This window comes from Vibrio sp. DNB22_10_4 (assembly GCF_052879755.1).
On the sequence record NZ_JBNNXW010000001.1, the window covers coordinates 1,756,191 to 1,778,917 of the forward strand.

Below are 22,727 nucleotides of genomic sequence, written 5' to 3' on the forward strand. Positions count from 1 at the left end.
TCACTCGTTTATTAGCAAACAACGCTTTGGGACACAACATTCAACTTAGTTCGATGGTTCTATCAATCACCAATCGTCCAACGAACCCTTCATCATGACTAACAAGGATCACTGTACCTTGGTAGCCATTAATTGCTCCAATCAACTGCTGTTTAGCCTCCAAATCAAGATGGTTATCGGGCTCATCCAGCAGCAAAATTGAGGTGTGTGACTGGTGCGAGGCGATCAACATCGCGAGCTTCATTTTTTCTCCTCCGCTAAGCGCTGATACGCTTTGATGCACCGATTCACGCCGAAAGCCAATGCCAGCCAAAAGCGTTCGTGCCTTGGGTATGTTCAAGGCTTCACAGCGATGACAGACCATATCCAGCATAGAAACCTCAGCGTCTAAAAAGGAGAAATGCTGATCAAGATAGAAGCACTCGCCATTTACCGTGAAATGTCCACCAAAGCTCGAATGATTGCCACCCTCCAACAGGCGCAACAAGGTGGATTTTCCAGAGCCATTAGCCCCTTTGAGCCAAACATGCTCGCCGGAGAGTATCTGCTGGTTAATTGGCTCCGATTCGATGAGCGAGTGGCTAAAGTCTTCAAAATGCACCTTCACTCGCCCACCAGACTGAGCCTCGCAGGTATACCATTTTTGTGGCTTGAACTGCTCAAGCTGTGATTTCACATCCTGCAGCTTTTGGTCAAGTTCGGCCATTTGACGCTCATTTTGTGCTTTGACTGCCGCATTTGCCAATTGTGCGCCCTGCTTCTTACCATCCATTAATATTTTGGGCTGACTGCCTGAAGCTCGCTGCTTCTCTCCTCGACTAGCGAGCCTTTGGGCGGTTATTTCGCGGCGCTGGGCTCTCTCAACCTTTACTTTTCGGGCTTTCTCCAACATTTTCGCCATCTTATTGATAGCAGCTATCTTCTCCTCTTTTTGTTTAAGGTAGCCTTGAAAACCGCCGCCAAAACAAGTGATACCCAAACTGTTGAGCTCTAAAATGCGATCCGTGTTATTCAAAAAAGTGATGTTATGACTGATCACTAAAATGGGCACATGACGTTTCTGTAGCGTCGCTACCAGCCATTTAATGTGCTTTGCATCTAGATGATTGGTGGGCTCATCGAGGATCCAAGCATCGTGCTCTTGGTGGAGTAAACGATAGAGCCTAATAATCGCTCTCTGTCCTCCACTTAAACGGCTCAATTTAGTGCTTAGATCTTTGGGGAGTCGCAGTGTCTCCATTAAATCGGCAAGTACTTGCTCCAACAGCCAGTCTGAGTCTGAAATACGTTCAAACCACTTACTGTCGGTTGCCCCTTCAGAAATGTGTTTAAGTGCTTCGAGCTTATCTTCAACACCTAAGTAGGCGGCTATCGAGCACTCAAAATCATCGGGCGATGCTTCTTGAAGGTAAACCCCCACGGACTTGAGGCCGCCTTCCCACTCAACACTGCCGCTTGTCGGTTGAGATTGCTTAGCCAATACTGAGGCTAAGTGGCTTTTGCCACATCCATTTTTCCCTACTAGAGCGGTAACACCGCATGGAATCGTGAACGAGAGTTCGTTAAACAGTTCTTGTCCATCTAAAAATTGTTTTGATAGTGAAATAGCATGAATAGCAGTCATACATCCTCCTTGGCAGAGCATGAGACGCATGGCAGCACATACAATAATGTCGTGATAAGTAGTGATGTCTAGACCAGTAGCGATACCATGATCAGTAGACAAAAATATAGAACGAGCCAACGCCCACTAACTCTGCGATTTCAAAAGTTACTTATATAAAACGTTCGAAATTGAGTTAGTTGTTCATGTAGGCGTGCGCTCCTAAGGAAGTGATGGGAAGGATTATACACAATTGAGCGACGGTGGCAGCCTCAAAATCCGAGACTGCCAACAGGATCGCCAAATAAAGCGCTAGTGCTCACTAGCCAAGTAAACCATTTAGAGCCAGTGGCTCTGGTGCGCCTGGAAAAACTTGAGTCAAAGCAGTGCTATCTGCTCCCATATGCTGTTTTAACACGGTCTTAATCACGGCGCGAGTATCGGTCGTTGGGGCCAAATCACGCCCTTGATAACGCTGTGTTTCAGAGAGTCCGGGCCACTCGGTGATAACTTCAGATTTCTTCAAAGCGCCTCCAAGCACAAACATGGCGTTGGCTGTACCATGATCGGTGCCTTTGGTTCCGTTTTCTGCCACGGTGCGACCAAACTCACTCGCAGCGATAATAACGGTCGATGACCACTGCTCGCCCAATGCCTCTTTGAGGGCAGCAAGTCCTTTATCTAGCTTGTTCAATTGATTGCTAAGTCGGCCTTTGACCGTACCTTGCGCAGAGTGGGTATCCCACCCTCCTAGCTCTAGTACAGCAATATTGGGACCGTTAGGTGCCCTCATAAACTCTCCAGCTTGGCGCATTAAGCCTGCAAATTGTTTGCTTTGGTTGCCACTTGAGGTCATGGATTCAAGTTTCATCGCATCTTCAAAGTTGGCCGATAACACCTCATCATTTTGGAATAGCTCTGCAAGCAAATCTGCCTGTTGCTGCTTAGCTTTGAGTTTATGTGGAAACCAGCTACTGACTTTAACATCACCGCGCACAATGAGCGGCATACCCGCATCAATCGCAATTGCTTGCTGCGACGTTACTTGAGAGTTCTGCGTTGCCAAATAACGGTTCATCCAGCCAATGGGATCGAACGGATCGGAGGTGCCATTTTCTAGTACTTTTTGACCATCAAAGTGAGAGCGCTGTCGGTAATTCGTCGCACTGGCATGGACAAATGCCGCTTGTCCTTGTTGATACCATTGATGAACATTGACTAGCGATGGGTGTAAGCCAAAACCTTTATCGAGCGGGTTAAGGTCGCTTTTCGCTATCGCGATGTTTGGGCGCAGCGCATAATAGTCATCATCAAAGGTTGGCACTACAACATTCAACCCATCCATAGCGCCACGTAGCGTTATCCAAACCAATTTGTTAGGTGATTGAGTAGAAGCAAACGATAAGTTGGGCAGCAAACCAACCAGAGATGCCGCGCCAACGCCTTTAATAAAATCTCGTCTTGTCGTCATCGTCTTTACCTATATTGAAACTGTGGGCTCATCCAAAGCACGACAAGCTTGGAGACAGGATCTTGCGCTTTGTCTATCGCCGTAAGAACATGCTCATCAACTTCACTGCCATACAGCCTTTGAATCATCTGTATCAATTTGTCATCGACATTTTGTTGGCTGCGCTCCATTTTCCTCACAACCAGTTTGGCGGTTTGATCCGCGACTTGCCAGCGCTGCTTTAGCGCCGATGAAGAATTGTAATCAGCATCGCTATCAGGCCAACCCGCAGGCGAGCCAGACATAAAGGGCTGCTGACCTAACAGTCTCAGGTGCTGAATCATTTGCCTTGGATTCGGCTCAAAATCGGCACTGCGAAGTACTGAAAAATACCACTCTTGAGGCGTGCGAAAGCGCAATTGCTCGGAACTGTTTTTCAGTGGTGAGTTAATTAACGTGAGGTATACAGGGATCAGCATACCTTGATTGTCGAGCCACACCTTGGTCAGCTCATCGATTAAAGAAGCGTGTCCAGTACCATAAAAATGCTCCACCAGCTTGCGACACAAATGCCTTGCGGTATTTTCATGGTTAGCCAGGTCGCGCAAACAGGCGATGCCTTGCTCTTCACCTGCTTGGTCATACACCTGACCAAGCACGTTGATGGCACCCGACTCATGCATGTCCTCGACAAACTGATAGCCGGGACGCGCTGCTTTGAAGCTGACACTCCAACCCGTTAGGCCTTGCGCTAACTCTATGACATCGTTTTGGGAGTAACCGCCATCGACTCCTAAAGTATGCAACTCCAAAATTTCTCGCGCGAGATTCTCATTGAGTCCTTTATTGCGCTTTTGACCCGCCTTGGATCCAGGACCAATAGAACGATGATTATCCAAATAGATCAGCATGGTCGGGTGCTGACACACGGCAAGCAGCATCGATGGAAAATCGATATTCCAAAGCTCACGAATCACTTCATTTTCGATACCAGCAGCAATAGGTCGAATGCGGCGGTTATCCGCAGATACAGCGAAATGGTTACTCCAAAATTGGATAAGGCGCTCTTGAAATCCAAGTGGTGTGGCTAACGTTTGCTGGTTTCGAGCTGTCGCCAATGCTTGATAGCTTTCTTGGAAAAACGCATTGTTCGATTTGGTGAACAGCTTTTTCTCTTCTTCCGTCATAGATTCTTTTCGGCGACGGTTGAGATCACCCATATGAGCAAGCAGCTCATCAGTGGTAGGCAGCGACGTGATTGCTTTGTTCACATAAGGCTGAGACTTGAGTTGGTCATTGAGTGAAGCGGCGAGTTTTGCATCCCCCACCCTTGGACCAAAACCAAAACGCTGCGAGACAATATATTGTGCGGACTGTGATTTCTCCATGACAACCTCAATGACGGGAGCATACAAAAAGCATTGCACATTCACGCCAAATTGCCCAATCACAAACAGCAAAAACAGCAGCGGCGCTCATTATTGAGCGCCGCTGCTGTTTGATCAGTTAACGATTACGAACGTTTTGGCTGACGGTAAGTTTTACCTGCTGTCTTGTAAGTATCGCTTTGCTTGATTTCAAACATCACATCGAAGAACCATGCGACAAACTTAATCACGTCGTCACCTTCGTTCATGATGTGCTCAGCGTACTCTTGCTCTTCACCATTATCATCAACGTCGTTAAATACGTGATAGATACGCTCTTCACCATCAACTGTCGCCAATGCGAACTGACCCGTTAGGCTCTCTGCCGCTTCTTTGACTTCTAGGTTTTCAGAGCTTTTCAGCTTGCTCAATGCGTCTGGAAGTGTTTTCAACTCACATAGCTGCATGACCAGCAGCTGAAATTCTAATTGTTGCATGCATTACACCGTTATTATTTGCAGACCAAGTGTTATTTGCAGACCAAGCCGCAGCACTTAAAAATCTTAGAGATTATAGGCTCGCCAGTTTGGTCTCTTGTTTCTCAAGCATAGCGTCCAGTTCGTCTCGACGCGCGATAAACTGCTTGAGTTCGTTTTTCGGGACAGAGTCTGCCATAGGAATGTTAGCTCGCATAGCATTTACTGGCCTTCCACGGGAAATCAACTCGTAATGCAAATGTGGACCGGTGACTCGACCTGTTGCACCAGATAAACCAATTCGAGTCCCTCGTGTCACTTTCTGTCCTTTCTTCACTAAGATTTTACTCAAGTGAAGATAACGCGTTTTGTACGGACCACCATGATCCACAACCACGTACTTACCTGCGTATGGGTGATTGCGCACCATAGCCACAACACCATCACCCGTCGTATAGACATTGGTACCGGTGCGAACGCCAAAGTCCGTACCATTATGTGGAGAAACACGCCCGGTCACTGGGTGACGACGATTTGGATTAAAGCCAGAAGTAATGCGGTGGTTTTTCACCGGATAACGCATAAACGCACGCTGCAAACTATCGCCTTTTGCATCGTAGTATTGACCGTTGGTATGCAGATAAGCTGAGTACATCGCGCCGCGGTTGAAGATCTTAATCGCTTGAATCTCCGAATTCCCAGTTGGGGTACCATCGACAAATTGGCTATTTTTCACCACTTCAAAGCGATCGCCAGCACGCAAGTCACGCGTGAAGCTGATCTTATCTTTTAGCAAGGTCACGACTTGGTCGATTTCTCTTGGGTTAAGCCCGAGTTTATTCGCAGAGGCAGAGAAGCTGCCGTTGATACTACCAACCATAGCGGCGCTTTCCCATTCACCCGGGATCGAAATATCTTTGAACTCGTAGCTTCCATCATCTAAGCGAGCATACACTGCTTTTTCAGCGACACTACGGCTAACTTCAAGTTTGCTTAGCGTACCGGTCGCTTCACTTTGCCAAAAGCGCAATCTGTCGCCCGGTCTTAAAGTGTCGAGTACAAGGAAGTTCAAGTCGGTTTCCATTACAGACATCATGTCACTGTAAGGAAAACCCAGTTGGTCAAAGATCTGGCTTAGGCTATCACCAGATTTTACTTTGTAAGCGTATTTAGGTGGCAATTCAGCTTTTGGCGGTTCTTCAGAAAGCACAGCAACGACTGGAGAATCATTGAGGTTAAGATCAATGGTACCCTTCATATTTGAGTCAGGTAAGCTGTGAAGAAAAGCAAACGCTGCCATAAAAGGCAGTCCAAAAGCGATGCTTGTTTTGAGTTTTCGAGACGGATTCTTAGCCGTGGTTGATCCGCCTGCTGGTTGATTCGATTGCACAATGGTTCCGATGCATGTCGTAAATTGAGCCAATAGAGTAATCGTTTCCTATTTTAAATGCACCCAAATGTCGGGAAAAGTCAGGTAAAACATGTGATGAGAGTGTAAAAAAGCGACGTTTGTCATCTATTCAATCTCGCCCATTTTTCAGGCATCAGTTCCAAGATTATCTAACTGCTTGAATTTACTTGAACAGCGTAGAACTGCGTGAAAGAAGAGCTTTATCGGCAAATTATGTGAAAATTCTGGCGACGTTCAACATTTGCTCTATCGCAGAATTTGTAGCATATCAATGCCTTTAATTACACTTTCTATTCATATCCATCCCCATATGATTGCCTAGATATGATAGAATTGTCAGCTCAGGATTAGATGTAAAACGGATAATTTCATCATAAACCTCTGATTGAAAATTGTTTTAGTCACAGGAATTTCGAATTCTAATCAGTAGTTCAATAAACATGGAGTTGGTCTTTATATTCGTCTACACGAATATGTAAACCTCATAATTATGAGTTTCAAATCTCAAAAATACAGTATCGATTCAACTGACTATCAAGTCGGCCAAGACAACATCACTAAGTGGGGCATGGATGTCCACAATACAGTTTTCACCGCGTCAGCGGGTCTATCCATCCTCTTCATTGTCACTCTTTTAGTTCTTTCCCCTGCAGATGCCAAAGCTGCCATTGACGCTGTTAAAGCCGCAGCGCTATCTAAGTTCGATTTCGTCTTTATGTGGGGCGCGAATATCCTTCTGATCTTTGCGATCCTTATTGCCCTATCACCGCTGGGTAAAATTCGCCTAGGCGGCGACAATGCCACAACTGACTATTCCACTTTATCCTGGATTTCAATGTTATTCGCCGCTGGTATGGGTATCGGCCTTATCTTCTGGGGTGTGGCTGAGCCTACCGCATTCTTCACTAACTGGTTCGGTACGCCGCTCAATGCGGAACCTTTCACGCCAGAAGGCCGTGAAGCAGCATTGGGAGCTACCGTATTCCACTGGGGATTGCACGCGTGGGCTATTTACGGAATGACGGCTCTCTCGTTGGCCTACTTTGTTTATAACAAGGGGCTTCCTCTTTCTATGCGCTCTGTGTTCTACCCTCTATTGGGAGACCGAGTATGGGGACGTGTGGGTGACATTATCGATGTGATGGCAGTTCTGGTTATCTTGTTTGGTCTTGCTACGTCACTTGGACTGGGCGGCTCACAGGCGGCAAGTGGTATCAGCCACGTATTTGGTCTAGAGAACAGCCTATTGCTCCAAATTGCGATCATTCTGACCATCATGGGTTTAGCTATTGTATCCGTTGTACGTGGCATGGATGGTGGTGTTAAGGTGCTTAGTAACCTCAATATGATCATTGCCTTCGTCTTCCTTGGTGTCATGGGTATTTTGAACTTCACTACCGTTCTAGATTCCGTGACTACATCGATTGTGGGTTATGTGAAAAACATCATCCCGCTGAGCCAAACTGCTGGACGTGAAGATACCACATGGCTGCACGGCTGGACGGTCTTCTACTGGGCTTGGTGGGTTGCGTACGCGCCATTCTTCGGTATGTTTGTAGCACGCATCTCGAAAGGTAGAACCATTCGTGAGTTCCTAGTCTGCGTACTTGTCATTCCAACGATCGTTACAACTGCATGGATGTCTTTCTTCGGTGGTATTGCTATCCAACAGATCATCGACAAAGTTGGCCTACTTGGCATGGAGCAGGGAATCACAGATGTCTCACTAAGCTTGTTCTACATGCTTGATGCTTACCCTATCGGCAATATTCTGTCGCTGATTGCGGTCGCGCTAATCGTTGTGTTCTTTGTGACCACATTGGACTCTGGCTCTATCGTTGTCGATAGCATGACGGCAGGTGGCAAACTTGAGCTACCAATCAAACAGAAGGTTGTTTGGGCTGTAATTTCTGCTGTCATTGCCATGGTCATGCTATGGATTGGCGGTACAGACTCCATTCAAGCGCTGCAATCCATAACCATCATTGCTGCACTGCCGTTTACTCTTATTCTGATATTAGGCTGTGTGAGTCTTCTTAAAGGCATGTTGACTGAGGTTGAAAAGCCAGAAGTAGCCCATAACAAGCCCAACTAGCGCTTAAGAGGTAAGCCGATTTCGGTTCACTTTAAATCGCGATGATTAAAAAAGCCGCCCACTGAATAAAGTGAGCGGCTTTTTTTAATTGTAACGTCGAGTATCGCCTATGTATCTATAAAGAATTACGCTTGCGCGGTTTTAACAATACAGTTGTCAGCGCCAAAACCGTTCGGGACATACTGGTCTGCTTGAGCGTCGTTTACCCACTCACTTTCGTTTACTAAGTAACGGAACTGAAACTCCGCATCTTTTGGCAAACGAGTTTTGTACTTAAAGGACTTCGTCTTGGCGACCTTTTTCATTGGGGTCGGTTGCCAATCCAAGAAGTCAGCCATCAAAACCACACTGTCCACATTGGTCGCATCTAACTCAAAGGTGACTTCTACTTCATCTTTTGTTTTAAAAAAGCGCTTATTAATCATCGCAAGCTCCATTTGTCTAAAAATAACAACATCAAAAGTCCATGTTATGTAATTAATGTCACATTCTCAAGTGTGCATTTCGCAACCATTTATTTCCAAAAGCTATAGGAGGGTTCACGGCCGGTGTAAAAAACTGGCTAACAACCGACCCATTTGAACGACTTCGCTTCACACGTTAGAGTCTCATTTTCATCAGGCGCTTCACTCATCGACTGGTACTGCCCGTGACTCTTAAACGCCAGTGTCATCCTATCGTCCATTCTTGTGAGCGTTAAAAGTTCTATTCGATCGCCGGCAAACTTCGCATCAGATAGAATCACTCGCTGACGTGAACTGTCCCATTTGAATAGCCCGAGGTAATAGAACACGCCGGAGCCTTGGTTACTCACAGCAAACGGAATAGCAATTCCCGCAAGAGACTTCCCGTCATAAATTGCCTGCTGGTAACGGTAAAGAAGGTAAACATTACCTCGCTCCATACCATCATCGTAACTTCCTGCTGCGACCTGTTTCTCCGCATCGATATCTGTTAGTAATGAAAACGCACTCGTCTCTGGCACTTGAATCGTCCAAGGGTTCGGCACTTGAAGACCCAATATTGCTTCAACAACAGGATCTGCTTGTAAGCTTTGCTGCGAAGGGAATTTGGCAAGTATCTCTTCATCAGAAAGGGAGAACCGATAGACTCCCGCCACGATAACAACGGCGAGTAAACAAAGAGGGATCAATAGAATCAGGGGTACTGGGAGCTTCTTCCTAGGCATTGTTATAATTCTCAATAACTTATTCAATCATTACAGTTTAGCGCGTTCTTGAAAACGCCGAAAGCATCAATCCCCACTATACTTTGTGCATACTCACACCAACACTCACCATACATTCTGTTGCGTATTATTGGTTATTGTAGAACCATATAGTGAATAATTACCCTTAAATGATGAATAGTATTGCCAACATTCAAAAAAAAGAGTAATCTTGCGCTCAATGCACAAATATGGATGTTTAGTGAATAAATAGGCGAATGACGTCGTCATTATTAACTAGTTGTAACACGAGAGAAAAATGCAAAATAGTGCTCAATCTGTGCCGGAAAGCGGCAAAAAAGGCAATTTCTGGATGTTCTTCATCCCGTCTTTAATCGGTCTATTCTTGTTTATGGCCCCAATCAGTTACGATGGCGGTCTAACTATCCCTGTTGCTGTACTTGCTAAAGCTTTACAAGCGGCAGTGGGCGACTTCATTGTTCCGTTAGTCACAGCAATCATTGCAGTGATGGCAGCAGCGTCAGTCTTGTCACGCATTTTTAAGCCTGCTTTCATTACTAACAATGAATTTTTAAACGGTTTGTTTAACCCAACACCAATGTGGCTTGCGGTTCGCGTTATCGGCGGTATCGCGGTACTCATGACCTACTTCCAAGTGGGTCCTCAAGCCATTTGGGAAGAAAACACGGGTGGTCTAGTGCTAGAAGGCCTTCTACCGACGCTATTTGCCGTGTTTATTTTCGCGGGTCTTCTTCTACCACTTCTATTGAACTTTGGCTTGCTTGAACTGTTTGGTGCACTACTGAGCAAAATCATGCGCCCAGTGTTCAACCTACCAGGTCGTGGCGCTATCGACTGTATGGCTTCTTGGCTAGGTGATGGTAGTGTGGGTATCCTTCTGACCAGCAAACAGTATGAGAACAAGTTCTACACCATGCGCGAAGCGGCGGTGATTGGTACAACATTCTCAGCAGTATCTATTACATTTAGCTTGGTTGTTATTGCCCAAGTTGAGCTTGAGCACCTATTCCTACCTTTCTATGGCGCAATTTGTTTGGCAGGTATTGTAGCGGCGGTCATTATCCCTCGCTTGCCACCACTGCGTAACAAGAAAGACCTATTTATCGATGGCACTAAACCATCAGCAGACGCAGAAGTCACACCAAAAGGCCACACCACGTTCTCTTGGGGTTTAGATCTAGCGCTGCAGCGTGCTGGTACAGTGACATCGGCTAAGTCCGTATTCGGTGAAGGCGTGAAGAACGCTGTCGACATGGTATTTGGCGTACTGCCTGTCGTGATGGGGCTTGGTACTGTCGCTCTTGTTATCGCTGAGTACACATCGGTATTTGAGATCCTAGGAACACCATTTATTCCTTACCTAGAATTACTTGGCGTACCAGAAGCCGTAGCAGCTTCGAAAACCATGGTTGTTGGCTTTGCGGATATGTTCATCCCATCAATTCTAGCGGCGTCGATTGATAACGAAATGACGCGTTTTGTCATTGCAGCCATGTCGGTAACTCAACTTATCTACATGTCAGAAGTCGGTGCCCTACTGCTTGGTAGTCGCATCCCTGTGAATATTTTTGAGCTGTTCGCTATCTTTATTCTGCGTACGCTGATCACACTGCCTGTGATCGCTGGTGTCGCGCATTTAATCTTCTAAATCGCAGACCACTTTTTCTCTTGATGAGGCTCACCTTTTTAGGTGAGCCTTTTTTTATTCCATAAAAACAACATGATGTATCGTTTACTTTACATAAATATCAATTATCATATGCTCGCGTGTGAATAACTCACAGCAAAGCAGTGGCGTGCTCTTTGCAGAACTCCGGCAAGGAAGTACGTAAAGATAAGACTCATCGGATAATGAGTACTAATGCGAATGAATCGCAGGACATAATAATGAAAAATATCACTAAAGTGGCCGCCATCGTTTTGGCAGCAACCACTCCAACTATATCGAATGCAGCTAACAATATGATCGAAGCGCGCGGCGCCGCCATGGGTAACACTGGCGTAGCCTCAGCTGACTATCTAACTGCAGGCTTATACAACCCAGCGTTAACAGCATCATACAAGGATAACGACGATGTCGGCCTTCTATTGCCTACCTTTGGCGCTAGCGCTCGCGATACTGACGAAAGTATCTCTACGCTTGACGATCTGCAATCGTTGATCGACGAGTACGAGAAAAACCCGTCAGGCGAACAAGCAAAGCTAATCGAAATCAACCGCCTACTTGATCAACTCGAAGGCAACAAACCGACAACCGTAAGTGCCAACTTAGGTTTTGCGGTAGCGATTCCATCGAGCCTAGTATCTAGTAATCTCTACGCTCGTGGCTACGCAGAAGCGATTGCAGCGCCTTTAATCGAACCTAACCAAGGTGATACTCCTACAGATATTCAAAATCGCTACGAGAACTCTGAAGTTCAAATGCAAGCTTTTGCTAGTGCAGAGCTCGGCCTAGCACTGGGTAAAAACTTCACTATTGCCGATCAAGATGTCTCGTTTGGTATCACACCTAAGTTCCAAAAGCTGCGTACTTACGCATTAATCGCGAGCGTGCAAGATTTCGATGCCGACAATGCAGAAGATAGCATGGTTGAAAAGAGCGCTTTTAACTTCGATTTGGGCGCAGCATGGCACTACAGCAACTGGCGTCTTGGCCTGTCGGTTCGTGACCTCATTCAACAAGAGATTGATGTTCAAACCTACGAAGGTACCAAGATTGATACTTACAAGCTAAATCCGATGGCAACCATTGGTTCGGCGTACAATGGTCAGTTTGTGACTGTCGCAGTAGACATTGAGCTAACTAAGCAAGAGCGCTTTGCTAATCTCAACGATGAAACTCAATACCTACGTTTTGGTATCGAGGGCAATGCTTGGGACTGGGCGCAGCTTCGCGCAGGTTATGAGATCGACATGCAAGACAACGCCGACAGTGCCATCACTGCAGGTATTGGTTTGAGTCCGTTTGATGTGGTAAGTCTAGATATTGCGGGCAACTACGCGGGTAGCAATCAATTGGGCGCATCGGCGAACTTAGCATTTACATTCTAATTGCTAAGCAAATAGAAAAAAACGGAGCGATGATCGCTCCGTTTCTGTATTTGGCAGTTTTGTTCTATACGACTAAGCGCTTAGAAGAAGTACTTGAAGCGTACACGAACACCTTTGTCAGACTCTTCGTCGTAGATTTTGTCTGCAGTTTGGTCATCGATAGTCGTGTAGTATGCACCTAGGTAGATAGAGAAGTCATCAACAGCTAGCACGTCTGCAAACTCGTAAGACGCATAAACTGTGTCCACTTTTGCCTTACCTGTTGTAGAAGTAGCAATTTTCTCACGCTCGTACTCGTTGTTCGCATGGATATAACCAAGACCGAAGCCTTTGTATAGCGCGTTCACACCAACAGTCATGTTGTCTTCGTCAACTGCGTCCATGTATGCAAAGTTTGCGATCAAGTTCCAGTCAGCTGTCGTGTAGTTAGCAGTCACACCGTAACCCATACGGTCAGAGATATCTACACCGCTATCAGTAACAACCGCGTCTTTAACTAGGTTCGTTTCTAGAGATGCTGCGATGCCGAAGTTACCCGCTTGGTAACCAACTACTGGACGAATAAGTACAGAGTCTTTTGTTTTATCTGTTGCAATAGGAGCATTGTGATACTTACCACCAGTAAATAGATCTGAACGGTCACCAATCATAGAGCCTAGCTCAACGTATAGGTTGTTAAAAGACTGGCTGTACATGATTTGGCCGTCAGAACCACGACCACGTGCTTCTTTCATTTGGTATACATATGGTGCTGCATCAGAAACTAGTTCGTTTGAAGTATCACCAGAGTACTCTAGGAACGTATCTTGACCTACAGGGAACATGTCGAATGCTTCAAAACGACCCATACGTAGGTTCCAGCCATCTTGTGCACCAAACGCAAACCATGCATCATCCAGTGCCACGTCACCGTTGCTTTGCATCAAAGGTTGAACATTTACTTGGAAAACATGGCCGTTGTTTGTGATGCGCTCGCCAGCAAACTCAAGAAGAATACGACCAGATTGGTTGAATTCGTTGTTCTCTTGACCTTCGCGGTCTTGGAAGTTGAAGTCAAACTCAACGTCACCACCGATAGAGAAGTTACCAGTCTCGTTATCTACGATGCTGATACCAGCGTTTGCACCCATAGCAGCAGAAACCAAAACTGCAGCTAGCGATAGCTTAAATGTATTTTTCATTATTAACCCCAGGGATTGTAATTAACTATTTTTTTTATATTTAAAAGCGTTCTGTTTGTAGTGAATGAGAAGGGATAAACCTAGCGCCTCATTCACACGTCACATCAAACAAAAAACTTGAAATCATTTATCGAATGAACGAGGGCAATTTTGGGCAATTTCATTCACACCATCAATCCTAATAAGTTAAAAATGCCTATCTAAATCACGCTTTTAGATAAATACAAAAGACGATAAAAATCAAAAGCTTATATATAAATAAATATCCATTTAGCTTTAAAAACATTTATTGACTCAATTTATATGAACTTTAATTGAATTAACGGTCTTACAGTGATGCTTGTCACAATTACAGATTGATAAAAATATTAATTATTTGTTTAAATTGCAGGCTGGGCATGTAACACAAATGTAATTGTTATTTGCGTGTCGACATAAGAGCAGTTAACTAACAAGCTGTACAGATGCACCGCGATCAAGGAGAACTCGCTACAACACCTCTTGATGCCAACTTCTCGGTCGTGCCGTGGTCAGACAAGGCACATCGGCCTGCAAATAAACTTGCTATTAGGCGCATATGGTCTAGGTTAACAATATGAAAGTAATTGAGGAGTGAGTCGCATGAATCAAACGTTGGAGCAGGACATTGTTGACGCCATTCATCATTTAGATACTAAACAGCTTAGAGACGTAAAATCGTTTGTTGAACGCATATCGAGCGAGAAGCAGATTAAAGACTTGGTCACTGAAGAAGAGCTGGCCATGATACTCAAAGTCAGTGCAAGTAAGCAGCGCTGTTAAAGCTCGCTCCCCAGAATATAGACAAAACAAAGGCCAGCATTTGCTGGCCTTTGTTATTGATAACGAGAGCGTCAAATATCACTACTGATACTGAAGTCCCTTTAGATAATGAATCTTCCCTTCTGTACCCGTTAGCAGTAGCTGACTAAGCTGCGCTACGAACAGACGTGACGTAAACACCGTTTCCCCGTCATCACAGAAGATTTCAATACTCGAGTTATCGACAAACACTCTGACTCGACTCTGAGTACTCAGGCGCTTAGCAAAACGTACCGTACCAAACTCAGCAGCGTGTACTTCTGTCACACCGGTTCGATCCAGAATCCACTCTTCTTTATTGCCCGAGAACACCATTTTGTCGCCATTGTCATTGGCAAGTTCAAGACAGAAGCTGCTTTCAACGGATAGCTCTAGCTCAAATGCACCACTACTCAATGTGTTGCTCGTCGTTAACGGCTGAGTGGTGTGTCTTAGTGCTTTAAGCTCTTCTAGCGGTTGCTGAATCAGTTTATTACCGCGAATCGTCACTTCTCTTGGCAGCGTGAGCATGTGAGCCCAATAGTTTTTATCGGTTGGGTATTCACTTTTAGAATTGCCAAGCCAGCCAATAAGAATTCGCCTGCCTTTCGGGTCTAAGTAGGTTTGAGGGGCATAGAAATCAAACCCCTTATCCAGTTCAAAGTAGCCTTGGTTTTCAAACACACGCTTCTCGGTATCGATAGGTTTTCCCACGATATAGACCACAGAAAAGACGTTCTTTAAGTCGTACTTACTCTCAGACGTCACGCCTTGAGGCGAGAAGATAAACACTCCCCTATCATCTTGCTCATAATAATTTGGACATTCCCACATGAAACCAAAGTTATCGAGGCCAATATCGACATTACCTAGATATTGATAGCTATCGAGAGAGGAACCGCCATAGATTGCCAGTTTTCCCTCATTCTGATGGCTTTCAGCACCAATCAACATGTAGTAGTCATCACCACGCCTCATTGTGACGGGGTCACGCATATTATGAGTGTAGTGCTCGGAGTTGAAATCGACCACTACCCCTTTTTTCTCGACTTTGCCTTCTTTATCCATGACCGCCAGTATCTGCGTCGGATGACCAGAATCTGGCTCGGGCACATAGTGCGCAGTGTAAAGCAGGTTCAATTGCTCATTTTCAACCACTGCGATTCCAGTATGACAACCATGTTGATCGTAATCTTGGTCTGGATAAAGCGCGACACCTCGGTCAGTAAAATGCACAAAATCTTTGGTCGTCACGTGATACCAGTGCTTCAAACCATGCACAGGACCAAGTGGGAACCACTGATAAAAGATATGGTGCTCACCGTTGAAATAACACAGACCATTTGGGTCATTCACCAACCCATGCTTTGGCGCAATGTGATAGCTTGGATAATAAGGATCCTGTTTGGTGATCTTCGCAATATGCTGCAAATACTCATCCGAAACTTCGTCTAGCCTAACCATACGGTTTTGACGGTTCGAAAAATCCATAACGACTCTCTTTAAAACTCAAAATAAAAAAATCCCCTCATGTGACTCGCTCATCCATGAGGGGATAAAAATCAATGTGTTAGTTTGTTTCTTTGTAGAACAGTTTGGTCATTGCGAAGGCAACCAAGGCTGCAACTAGCATAACAACAACATACATGCCTAGACCGCCACCCAAGTAAAGCAACATACCTGGAAGCATAGTGGCACCTGTACCTGCAGAGCCAATACCTGCAATCGCACCGATACAGCCACCAATCGCACCACCCACACAGCCGTACAAGAAAGGCTTAACGCGAGGTAGAGTTACCGCAAACATCGCAGGTTCAGTGATACCAAACAGTGCTGGCAGCGCCGCGCCAAACATGCCTGACTTTTTGACCTTGCTGGTTTGCATGGTCATCACTGCCATCGCCGCGCCAAATTGGCCAGCAATCGCCGCCGTACCGAGCGGGTTGATGTAGTCGAAACCTGTCTCAGTCACCATCGCGATCGTAATTGGAACAATCGTATGGTGCATGCCTGTCACAGCCATAAACTGAATGGCGCCGCCGTAGATGAGACCACCTATGCCGTATGGGATTTGCAGGAAGTAAACCACGATATCTGTAATGAACTTCTCTATACCTAATAGCAACGGGCCGACAAAAACTAACCCTGCAATCAGTGATACAAGAAGCGTGATGAACGGGGTAAGGATCAGATCCAATACCTCTGGCACATATTTACGAGACGTCTTTTCCACCATAGCGGCGAACCAGCCCATAAATACGGCAGGTAGAATGGAGCTTTGCAGGCCTGTCACCGCAATTTCGAAGCCCATAAATGGAATCATTAGCGCTTCAGCGTTACCAAAGGCGACATCCCATTTGTTCGCCAGCTGCGGTGCCACCAGCATCAATCCGAGTACAATACCCAATACCGGGTTGCCACCAAAGACGCGCATCGCTGACCAAGTCACCAAAACAGGGATAAAGATAAAGGCGGTGTCGGTCAATACCTGAGAAAGAGTCGTCAGTTGCGGCGAAAGTTCAACGCCAAACCCGCTGACGATCAGTCCACGCAGTCCCATGAGCAATCCCGTTGCAACGAGTGCAGGGATAATCGCAACGAAGATGTCTGAGAAAGTTCGAGTAACGCGCTGAAACGTGCTACCCGATGCTTCCTTCTTAGGTGCTGCACTTGTGTCTACTTCACCATTGCCAGTGAGCTCAGCAAACACTTTACCCACAAAGCCGGTACCTAGAATGACCTGATGTTGGCCATTCTTAAAGAAGTAACCGTGAACTCCCTCTGTTTCGCCTAGCTTTTCAGCGTTAACTTTTGAGTCGTCCTTGGTGACGACGCGAAGACGCGTTGCGCAGTGCGTCAACTGTTCGATGTTGCCTTCACCACCGAGCAAGTCCATAACTTGCGATGCGACAACTTTAGCATTTCTTGCCATGGTTCCGTTCTCTCCTAAGAGCACAAAATAGTAACCTGTATTCAACGTGTATTAACGTAATACAGGTAAAATACAGGATAAACCTTTTTGTTGTATTGAACGTGAGAAACGTGCTTGTCATCACAATCAATAATAGATAGAGGGCATATAAAAAAACCACCTTATCAAAAGGTGGTTTTATTGATCTTGGTAGAAACTAGAGCCTCGCTACTATCTCAAAGTCATAGACACTCGACTTATAATAGACGATGGAGTACTCATACGGCTCAGTCTCACTGCGATAGTTAATCGATTCGTTGATCAAGATCGGCTCAAGCGCTTCAACTGATAACTTATCTTGTACGAACTCACTCGGCAATGACGGCTTGATCTTTTGATGCGTTTTTACCATCTCGATGCCTTGCTCTTTTAAATAAGCAAACTTAGATCCAGACAACACCTCTTTATTGAGGTCAGGCAGCAGTGCAACCGGAATGTAGAAATCTTCATAAGACACCACATCGCCATTGACCACACGCAAACGCCCGCAGCGATACAGTTCAGAATCCTGCTCAACCAACAGTTTTTCGGCCAAGGCTTCATCGGCCACGGTCCTTTCGAAATGAACAACTTGGTTGCTCGCTTCTAAGCCTGCACCTTGCAATTCCTGCGCAAAGCCCGCCATACCCAAAAAGTCATGTTTGAGTTTTTGAACCGCAACATAAGTCCCCTTCCCTTTTTCAGAAACGGTATAGCCGATATCCGCCAACTGACCAAGTGCTTTGCGCACAGTCACGCGGCTAACACCCAAGCTGTCTACTAACTGACTCTCAGAGGGCAACTTAGAACCTTGTGGGTATAGCCCATCATCGATACGCTGCTTAAGCGTATCAGCGATCTGTATATAGAGAGGTTGTAGTGATTTCGAGTCCATGTGGCGCTAGCGTCTCCGATTATGAATGTGAGCAGGGATGCTCATCTTGCTTTTATAGTCCTTATTAGACAGCGTCTTTTGCAAACAATCAAACGTCTTCACCGCCAACTGTTGGCAATCTTGCTCGATAGAGTCGATTTGCAGTGGCAAACAATCGAGCACGGAATAGTTATCAAAGGTAGCTATGCGCATCGGTTGCTGGGCGGCATCTGCCATTAGGTTGTGCTCATTTAGATACCTGAGCACCCCCTCTAATAGTGAGTAGGATCCAGTAAATAGTGCAGCAGGGAGCCGACCGAGATTCTCAACACAGCTTTGCATCATCTCATAACCACTTTGAGGCTGATAATCTTGGTTAAAGACAAGTTCAGGTTGCAGCGACTGTCCCCCCTCTTGAACAGCATCGACGAAGCCTTGATAACGCTCTCGGCTAGGAGATAAAGAGAGCTGCCCGCCGATAAACGCACATTCAGATACATCTTTCACCAGTGCAGATACAATAGTTTTCGTGGAATCATACGCATCCGTCGTTATCTCACTATAGCGCTCGGACTCCACCTCTCGGTCAAAAAACACTACTGGAATATCTTTGATATGACTTTGATAATAGTCATCGCTATCTAAGCATGAGGCCACCATCATGCCATCAACTTGGCGTTCAATAAGGTTCGCCACCGCTTTTTGCTCTTGCGAGGGATCGTCATCGGTAGAAGCAATTAGCAACTGATAACCCGCGGTTAAGCACAACTGTTCCAATGCTTTCGCAATCGTAGCAAAACCCATATTGGTAAGATCTGGAATCACCAAGCCAAAGGTTTGAGTCTTTTTCGACTTTAGTGCCCGTGCATAAACACTGGGCGAATAGTTATGCTCCTCAACGACACGCAGCACGCGTGCCACCGTTTCTTTATTAATGCGGTGCTTTTCTGCATGTCCATTCAGCACAAAACTCACGGTCGATTTCGAGACCGCAGCTAATTGTGCGATATCGGCCAATTTTAGCTTTTTGCTCATCGCGTTCTACTTATGCTTCCTGCTTGTTGCGTCTTATATAGAGAAGATCTTCACTGCGGATCGTGATCGTGCTTCAGATCACAATTTTTAGCGCCGCTATCATAGTGTCTATTAAAACACATTTTCTTTGCTAAATCGATTTAGTAAACTCAAAACAAATCGATTAGTACAGGAAATTTGTTATGAGTAAGGTTTGGGTAACTGGCGATGCCGTTGTAGATTTGATTCCTGATACGGACACGACGTATCTAAAATGTCCCGGCGGCGCTCCTGCAAACGTCGCTGTTGCGATCGCTCGACTCGGTGGTGAGACCGGCTTTTTTGGTCGTGTTGGCCAAGATCCACTTGGTCGCTTCATGAAGCAAACACTTGGTGCAGAAAAAGTGAATACTGACTTTATGCTATTGGATGATGCCCAGCGCACGTCAACGGTTATCGTTGATCTTGATGAATCAGGCGAGCGCAGCTTCACCTTTATGGTTAAGCCAAGTGCCGATCAATTTATGCAATTAAGCGACATTCCTGAGTTTAGCGCTGGCGAGTGGCTGCACGTTTGCTCTATCGCTCTTGCTAATGAGCCAAGCCGCAGCGCGACGCTGGAAGCGATGAAACGCATTAAACAAGCTGGCGGCTTTGTCAGTTTCGACCCAAATCTTCGCGACGAAGTGTGGGGTGACCAAAGCCTTATCAAGCCAGTGTGCCAGCAAGCCATTGCTCTGGCCGATGTGGTTAAGTTCTCAGACGATGAACTGATGCTCCTAACTGAAACCGACAACCTTGACGCCGGTATCGCAGCGCTCGGTGAATACAACAATACACTTGTGCTCATTACTCAAGGCGCAAAAGGCGCATTGGTTATTCGCGACAATGAGCAACAACTCATTGCGGGCACACCAGTCAAACCCGTTGATACCACAGGCGCAGGCGATGCGTTCGTTGGCGGCCTACTGACTCGCTTATCTAAAACAGCAGATTGGATCAATGATGAAACAATCGTAGATGCGGTTCGCTGGGCAAACGGCTGCGGCGCTTTGGCGACAACACAAAAAGGCGCAATGACCGCGCTACCAAGTGAGCAAGCCCTTATCGATTACATCAAGTAATCTTGTGCCCCTTGCTGCGGTAAGGGGCGACTTCTTCCCTGTTATACCTCGCCTTTTTTCTCAAGCGTTATCGTCACGATAAACAACCTAAATTGAAGCACACTGTCTATTTCTTTATAAAGCGCCCTCCCAGTTCCTAACAACGATGGTGCATCATGCAAACACTGATCGACAACCTGACCCAACATGGCTATTTCGTTTGGGATGACTTTCTCTCAACCGAGCAAGTTTCAGCTCTCAAAGAGTGCTTACCTGAAGAGTGGAACAAAGCGCGTATTGGTCGTAATGATGATGTGGCGCGTGAAAGTACCATTCGCAGTGACAAGATCTGTTGGCTTTCACCCGATCTTGGCGATCCGGTAGGGCAATTTCTTAGCAAGATGGAAATCATTCGCCAAACTGCCAACCAACACTTTTTCTTGGGGCTATTTGAATATGAAGCGCACTTCGCCAAATATGAGAAAGGCGATTTCTATCAAAAGCATCTTGATTGCTTCCGTGGCAACGAGAACCGCCGCCTGACGACCGTGTTTTACATGAATGATGAGTGGACAGACGAAGACGGCGGCGACTTAGTGGTTTACGATCTTGATGACAATGAAATCTCTCGCATCAAGCCTAAGTCCGGCCGTTTGTTTGTGTTCTTCTCAGAAATGTTCCCTCACGAAGTTCTGCCTACACAACGCGAGCGCTTTAGTATCGCTGGTTGGTTTCGAATTAATGGCGTGAAAGACAACGTTCTTGATATCGCTCGTTAAGCCTCCTCCTACTCTAGCCATCTAACACACTAGCAAGTTCTTTATCAAGAATTTGCTAGAAGTGTCCGCTAGCGGATACTCTTCTCCCTCCCCATCTCTTACACTCTCTCACATCAACAAGAAACACCCGCTATTAGCCTCTATAATTTTTTAGACGACATCAAAAAGGGGCAGCGATGACAAAGACAGTCTGCAGTAAACAAATTCGATGGACGACCTCCTTATCAAGTGAGCTATTGCGTGACCTTGAGTTCATCGCTGAGCGCACAATGCTGTCTAATCAGAGCATTGCTGGCGCAAGCTTGATTAATAAAGGCGTTAACTTTGTTGAAAAAGGGACACTGGCGATTTGCATTCAAACGCCAAACTTGAAAACAGCAAACTGTTTACTGGTGGGTGAAGGAGGTTGGTTTGGCAACTATATTGATGATGCTCATTCCTTGTCCTCATTTATCATGATTGAGATCGAACCTTGCAGCATCGTTCATTTTAGCAATCAAAAACTGACGCCAATTACTCGCAAGAACAATGAGATTTTCAAATGGTTCTACTCACTCACATTCGAATCTCGAGAAAAATGGCTACAAAGCCAAATAATCAACAATGCCAATATTACTGAGCGGATCGTCTATCAGTTGATTGAAATCTTAGCTCATATTAGTAGTAAAAGCATGCCTATGGAAATAGCAATTTCCCAACAACAATTAAGTGATATGACAGGTATTGCAAGACAAAGAGTTAATGAAGTTATGAAAGAGCTAGAAAGAAACCAAATGGTTTCACTGCACCGCGCTAAAATTATTATTAACTCGATTGAAAAACTAGCGCGTTATTTAGACGATATGGATCTCAGCATTCGAGATCCACGAAATATTATTTAATACCTAGTACCATCGGCCTTTTGGCCGCGTTTACCACCAAGCAATCAGGATCTCCTGAGGACTCACTTTATCTGAAGGTTACTATGCCATTTATCTACGCTATAGCAGTTAATACCGATACAAAAGACGATGTAAACAAAAAGCTCCGGGTCAATGGTCTTGAGGGTGAAGTCGTCGTAGATAACGGTGGCAATGTTTATATTTGCCCACAAATAAGCACAACTAAGTGGATGTATTATCCAAAATCAGAACAGCGAAATCATCGTAAAGATACGCGCTGGGACTCGATTTTAGAAACAACACTACTGTTCATGGAAAAGCACTACATTATCTCAGTGGATGATAGGCACCCTACATGGTTAGATATCGATAGTCTATTCCGCTGTCCGAAGATGGAATTATATATTGAAAGCTTAGATTTAATATCTAGCCGTCATAGTTACCACAATTAATCGAGAGTTTA

Annotated in this window: 20 protein-coding genes; 8 read left to right on the forward strand and 12 right to left on the reverse strand. The window is 45.5% G+C overall.

Annotation, left to right across the window (positions count from 1 at the left end; genetic code table 11):
• Positions 1-40: 40 nt before the first annotated feature.
• The 5 genes from ACVA6Q_RS07550 to ACVA6Q_RS07570 form a co-directional block, all read right to left on the reverse strand.
• Positions 41-1,624: an ATP-binding cassette domain-containing protein gene (locus tag ACVA6Q_RS07550; RefSeq protein ID WP_418642571.1), complete on the reverse strand. Its 1,584-nt coding sequence runs from the start codon at positions 1,622-1,624 to the stop codon at positions 41-43.
• Positions 1,625-1,925: 301 nt separating this feature from the next.
• A complete protein-coding gene (locus ACVA6Q_RS07555; RefSeq protein ID WP_446647090.1) occupies positions 1,926-3,074 on the reverse strand; it encodes a DUF1501 domain-containing protein in 1,149 nt (382 codons plus the stop codon).
• Between the two features lie 5 nt (positions 3,075-3,079).
• A complete protein-coding gene (locus tag ACVA6Q_RS07560) occupies positions 3,080-4,441 on the reverse strand; it encodes a DUF1800 domain-containing protein (RefSeq protein WP_446647091.1) in 1,362 nt (453 codons plus the stop codon).
• A gap of 125 nt (positions 4,442-4,566) precedes the next feature.
• The gene (locus ACVA6Q_RS07565) at positions 4,567-4,917 is read right to left on the reverse strand and encodes a hypothetical protein (RefSeq protein ID WP_353498843.1); all 351 of its coding nucleotides are present in this window, start codon (positions 4,915-4,917) and stop codon (positions 4,567-4,569) included.
• Positions 4,918-4,990: 73 nt separating this feature from the next.
• Positions 4,991-6,196, reverse strand: coding sequence for a peptidoglycan DD-metalloendopeptidase family protein (locus ACVA6Q_RS07570; RefSeq protein WP_429761499.1), 1,206 nt, complete (start codon positions 6,194-6,196; stop codon positions 4,991-4,993).
• A gap of 601 nt (positions 6,197-6,797) precedes the next feature.
• On the opposite strand from ACVA6Q_RS07570, the gene ACVA6Q_RS07575 reads away from it, so the two are divergent.
• Positions 6,798-8,402, forward strand: coding sequence for a BCCT family transporter (locus tag ACVA6Q_RS07575; RefSeq protein WP_353498842.1), 1,605 nt, complete (start codon positions 6,798-6,800; stop codon positions 8,400-8,402).
• A 125-nt stretch (positions 8,403-8,527) separates the two neighbouring features.
• On the opposite strand, the gene ACVA6Q_RS07580 is transcribed toward ACVA6Q_RS07575, so the two are convergent.
• Together ACVA6Q_RS07580 and ACVA6Q_RS07585 are read right to left on the reverse strand one after the other, a co-directional pair.
• Positions 8,528-8,827, reverse strand: coding sequence for an isoamylase early set domain-containing protein (locus ACVA6Q_RS07580; protein WP_353498841.1), 300 nt, complete (start codon positions 8,825-8,827; stop codon positions 8,528-8,530).
• 137 nt (positions 8,828-8,964) lie between these two features.
• The gene (locus ACVA6Q_RS07585; RefSeq protein ID WP_446647092.1) at positions 8,965-9,591 is read right to left on the reverse strand and encodes a hypothetical protein; all 627 of its coding nucleotides are present in this window, start codon (positions 9,589-9,591) and stop codon (positions 8,965-8,967) included.
• Positions 9,592-9,889: 298 nt separating this feature from the next.
• Between ACVA6Q_RS07585 and ACVA6Q_RS07590 the strand changes: the two genes are divergently transcribed.
• Together ACVA6Q_RS07590 and ACVA6Q_RS07595 are read left to right on the forward strand one after the other, a co-directional pair.
• Positions 9,890-11,260, forward strand: coding sequence for a YjiH family protein (locus tag ACVA6Q_RS07590; protein ID WP_353498839.1), 1,371 nt, complete (start codon positions 9,890-9,892; stop codon positions 11,258-11,260).
• Between the two features lie 239 nt (positions 11,261-11,499).
• Complete coding sequence (locus ACVA6Q_RS07595) at positions 11,500-12,663, forward strand: conjugal transfer protein TraF (RefSeq protein WP_446647093.1); 1,164 nt, start codon at positions 11,500-11,502, stop codon at positions 12,661-12,663.
• Between the two features lie 80 nt (positions 12,664-12,743).
• Here ACVA6Q_RS07595 and ACVA6Q_RS07600 read toward each other — a convergent pair whose 3' ends face one another.
• Positions 12,744-13,844: a carbohydrate porin gene (locus tag ACVA6Q_RS07600; RefSeq protein WP_446647094.1), complete on the reverse strand. Its 1,101-nt coding sequence runs from the start codon at positions 13,842-13,844 to the stop codon at positions 12,744-12,746.
• Positions 13,845-14,465: 621 nt separating this feature from the next.
• Between ACVA6Q_RS07600 and ACVA6Q_RS07605 the strand changes: the two genes are divergently transcribed.
• The gene (locus tag ACVA6Q_RS07605) at positions 14,466-14,645 is read left to right on the forward strand and encodes a hypothetical protein (protein ID WP_446647095.1); all 180 of its coding nucleotides are present in this window, start codon (positions 14,466-14,468) and stop codon (positions 14,643-14,645) included.
• An 81-nt stretch (positions 14,646-14,726) separates the two neighbouring features.
• Here the strand turns inward: ACVA6Q_RS07605 and ACVA6Q_RS07610 are convergent, their stop codons facing one another.
• The 4 genes from ACVA6Q_RS07610 to ACVA6Q_RS07625 all read right to left on the reverse strand — a co-directional run bounded on the left by ACVA6Q_RS07610 (position 14,727) and on the right by ACVA6Q_RS07625 (position 19,522).
• A complete protein-coding gene (locus tag ACVA6Q_RS07610) occupies positions 14,727-16,154 on the reverse strand; it encodes a sucrose-6-phosphate hydrolase (protein WP_446647096.1) in 1,428 nt (475 codons plus the stop codon).
• Positions 16,155-16,233: 79 nt separating this feature from the next.
• A complete protein-coding gene (locus ACVA6Q_RS07615; protein WP_353498834.1) occupies positions 16,234-17,595 on the reverse strand; it encodes a PTS transporter subunit EIIC in 1,362 nt (453 codons plus the stop codon).
• 196 nt (positions 17,596-17,791) lie between these two features.
• Positions 17,792-18,508: a GntR family transcriptional regulator gene (locus ACVA6Q_RS07620; RefSeq protein WP_446647097.1), complete on the reverse strand. Its 717-nt coding sequence runs from the start codon at positions 18,506-18,508 to the stop codon at positions 17,792-17,794.
• Positions 18,509-18,514: 6 nt separating this feature from the next.
• Complete coding sequence (locus ACVA6Q_RS07625) at positions 18,515-19,522, reverse strand: substrate-binding domain-containing protein (RefSeq protein ID WP_446647098.1); 1,008 nt, start codon at positions 19,520-19,522, stop codon at positions 18,515-18,517.
• Between the two features lie 182 nt (positions 19,523-19,704).
• Between ACVA6Q_RS07625 and ACVA6Q_RS07630 the strand changes: the two genes are divergently transcribed.
• The 4 genes from ACVA6Q_RS07630 to ACVA6Q_RS07645 all read left to right on the forward strand — a co-directional run bounded on the left by ACVA6Q_RS07630 (position 19,705) and on the right by ACVA6Q_RS07645 (position 22,716).
• Entirely contained in the window at positions 19,705-20,625 is a 921-nt protein-coding gene (locus ACVA6Q_RS07630) for an aminoimidazole riboside kinase (protein WP_446647099.1), read from the forward strand.
• Positions 20,626-20,780: 155 nt separating this feature from the next.
• On the forward strand, positions 20,781-21,383 hold the full coding sequence (locus ACVA6Q_RS07635; protein WP_446647100.1) for a 2OG-Fe(II) oxygenase: 603 nt from the start codon (positions 20,781-20,783) through the stop codon (positions 21,381-21,383).
• Between the two features lie 269 nt (positions 21,384-21,652).
• Positions 21,653-22,264: a Crp/Fnr family transcriptional regulator gene (locus tag ACVA6Q_RS07640; protein WP_446647101.1), complete on the forward strand. Its 612-nt coding sequence runs from the start codon at positions 21,653-21,655 to the stop codon at positions 22,262-22,264.
• Positions 22,265-22,347: 83 nt separating this feature from the next.
• Positions 22,348-22,716, forward strand: a complete 369-nt coding sequence (locus ACVA6Q_RS07645; RefSeq protein WP_353498828.1) for a hypothetical protein — start codon at positions 22,348-22,350, stop codon at positions 22,714-22,716.
• Positions 22,717-22,727: the final 11 nt, after the last annotated feature.

Bases quoted from the DNA above. Each gene is read 5' to 3' on its own strand.
- ACVA6Q_RS07615 (WP_353498834.1), bottom strand. From the start codon at position 17,595: ATGGCAAGAAATGCTAAAGTTGTCGCATCGCAAGTTATGGACTTGCTC.
- ACVA6Q_RS07565 (WP_353498843.1), bottom strand. From the start codon at position 4,917: ATGCAACAATTAGAATTTCAGCTGCTGGTCATGCAGCTATGTGAGTTG.
- ACVA6Q_RS07560 (WP_446647091.1), bottom strand. From the start codon at position 4,441: ATGGAGAAATCACAGTCCGCACAATATATTGTCTCGCAGCGTTTTGGT.
- ACVA6Q_RS07620 (WP_446647097.1), bottom strand. From the start codon at position 18,508: ATGGACTCGAAATCACTACAACCTCTCTATATACAGATCGCTGATACG.
- ACVA6Q_RS07640 (WP_446647101.1), top strand. From the start codon at position 21,653: ATGCTGTCTAATCAGAGCATTGCTGGCGCAAGCTTGATTAATAAAGGC.
- ACVA6Q_RS07570 (WP_429761499.1), bottom strand. From the start codon at position 6,196: ATGGCAGCGTTTGCTTTTCTTCACAGCTTACCTGACTCAAATATGAAG.
- ACVA6Q_RS07610 (WP_446647096.1), bottom strand. From the start codon at position 16,154: ATGGATTTTTCGAACCGTCAAAACCGTATGGTTAGGCTAGACGAAGTT.
- ACVA6Q_RS07625 (WP_446647098.1), bottom strand. From the start codon at position 19,522: ATGAGCAAAAAGCTAAAATTGGCCGATATCGCACAATTAGCTGCGGTC.
- ACVA6Q_RS07580 (WP_353498841.1), bottom strand. From the start codon at position 8,827: ATGATTAATAAGCGCTTTTTTAAAACAAAAGATGAAGTAGAAGTCACC.
- ACVA6Q_RS07550 (WP_418642571.1), bottom strand. From the start codon at position 1,624: ATGACTGCTATTCATGCTATTTCACTATCAAAACAATTTTTAGATGGA.
- ACVA6Q_RS07555 (WP_446647090.1), bottom strand. From the start codon at position 3,074: ATGACGACAAGACGAGATTTTATTAAAGGCGTTGGCGCGGCATCTCTG.
- ACVA6Q_RS07600 (WP_446647094.1), bottom strand. From the start codon at position 13,844: ATGAAAAATACATTTAAGCTATCGCTAGCTGCAGTTTTGGTTTCTGCT.
- ACVA6Q_RS07595 (WP_446647093.1), top strand. From the start codon at position 11,500: ATGAAAAATATCACTAAAGTGGCCGCCATCGTTTTGGCAGCAACCACT.
- ACVA6Q_RS07645 (WP_353498828.1), top strand. From the start codon at position 22,348: ATGCCATTTATCTACGCTATAGCAGTTAATACCGATACAAAAGACGAT.
- ACVA6Q_RS07630 (WP_446647099.1), top strand. From the start codon at position 19,705: ATGAGTAAGGTTTGGGTAACTGGCGATGCCGTTGTAGATTTGATTCCT.
- ACVA6Q_RS07605 (WP_446647095.1), top strand. From the start codon at position 14,466: ATGAATCAAACGTTGGAGCAGGACATTGTTGACGCCATTCATCATTTA.
- ACVA6Q_RS07590 (WP_353498839.1), top strand. From the start codon at position 9,890: ATGCAAAATAGTGCTCAATCTGTGCCGGAAAGCGGCAAAAAAGGCAAT.
- ACVA6Q_RS07575 (WP_353498842.1), top strand. From the start codon at position 6,798: ATGAGTTTCAAATCTCAAAAATACAGTATCGATTCAACTGACTATCAA.
- ACVA6Q_RS07585 (WP_446647092.1), bottom strand. From the start codon at position 9,591: ATGCCTAGGAAGAAGCTCCCAGTACCCCTGATTCTATTGATCCCTCTT.
- ACVA6Q_RS07635 (WP_446647100.1), top strand. From the start codon at position 20,781: ATGCAAACACTGATCGACAACCTGACCCAACATGGCTATTTCGTTTGG.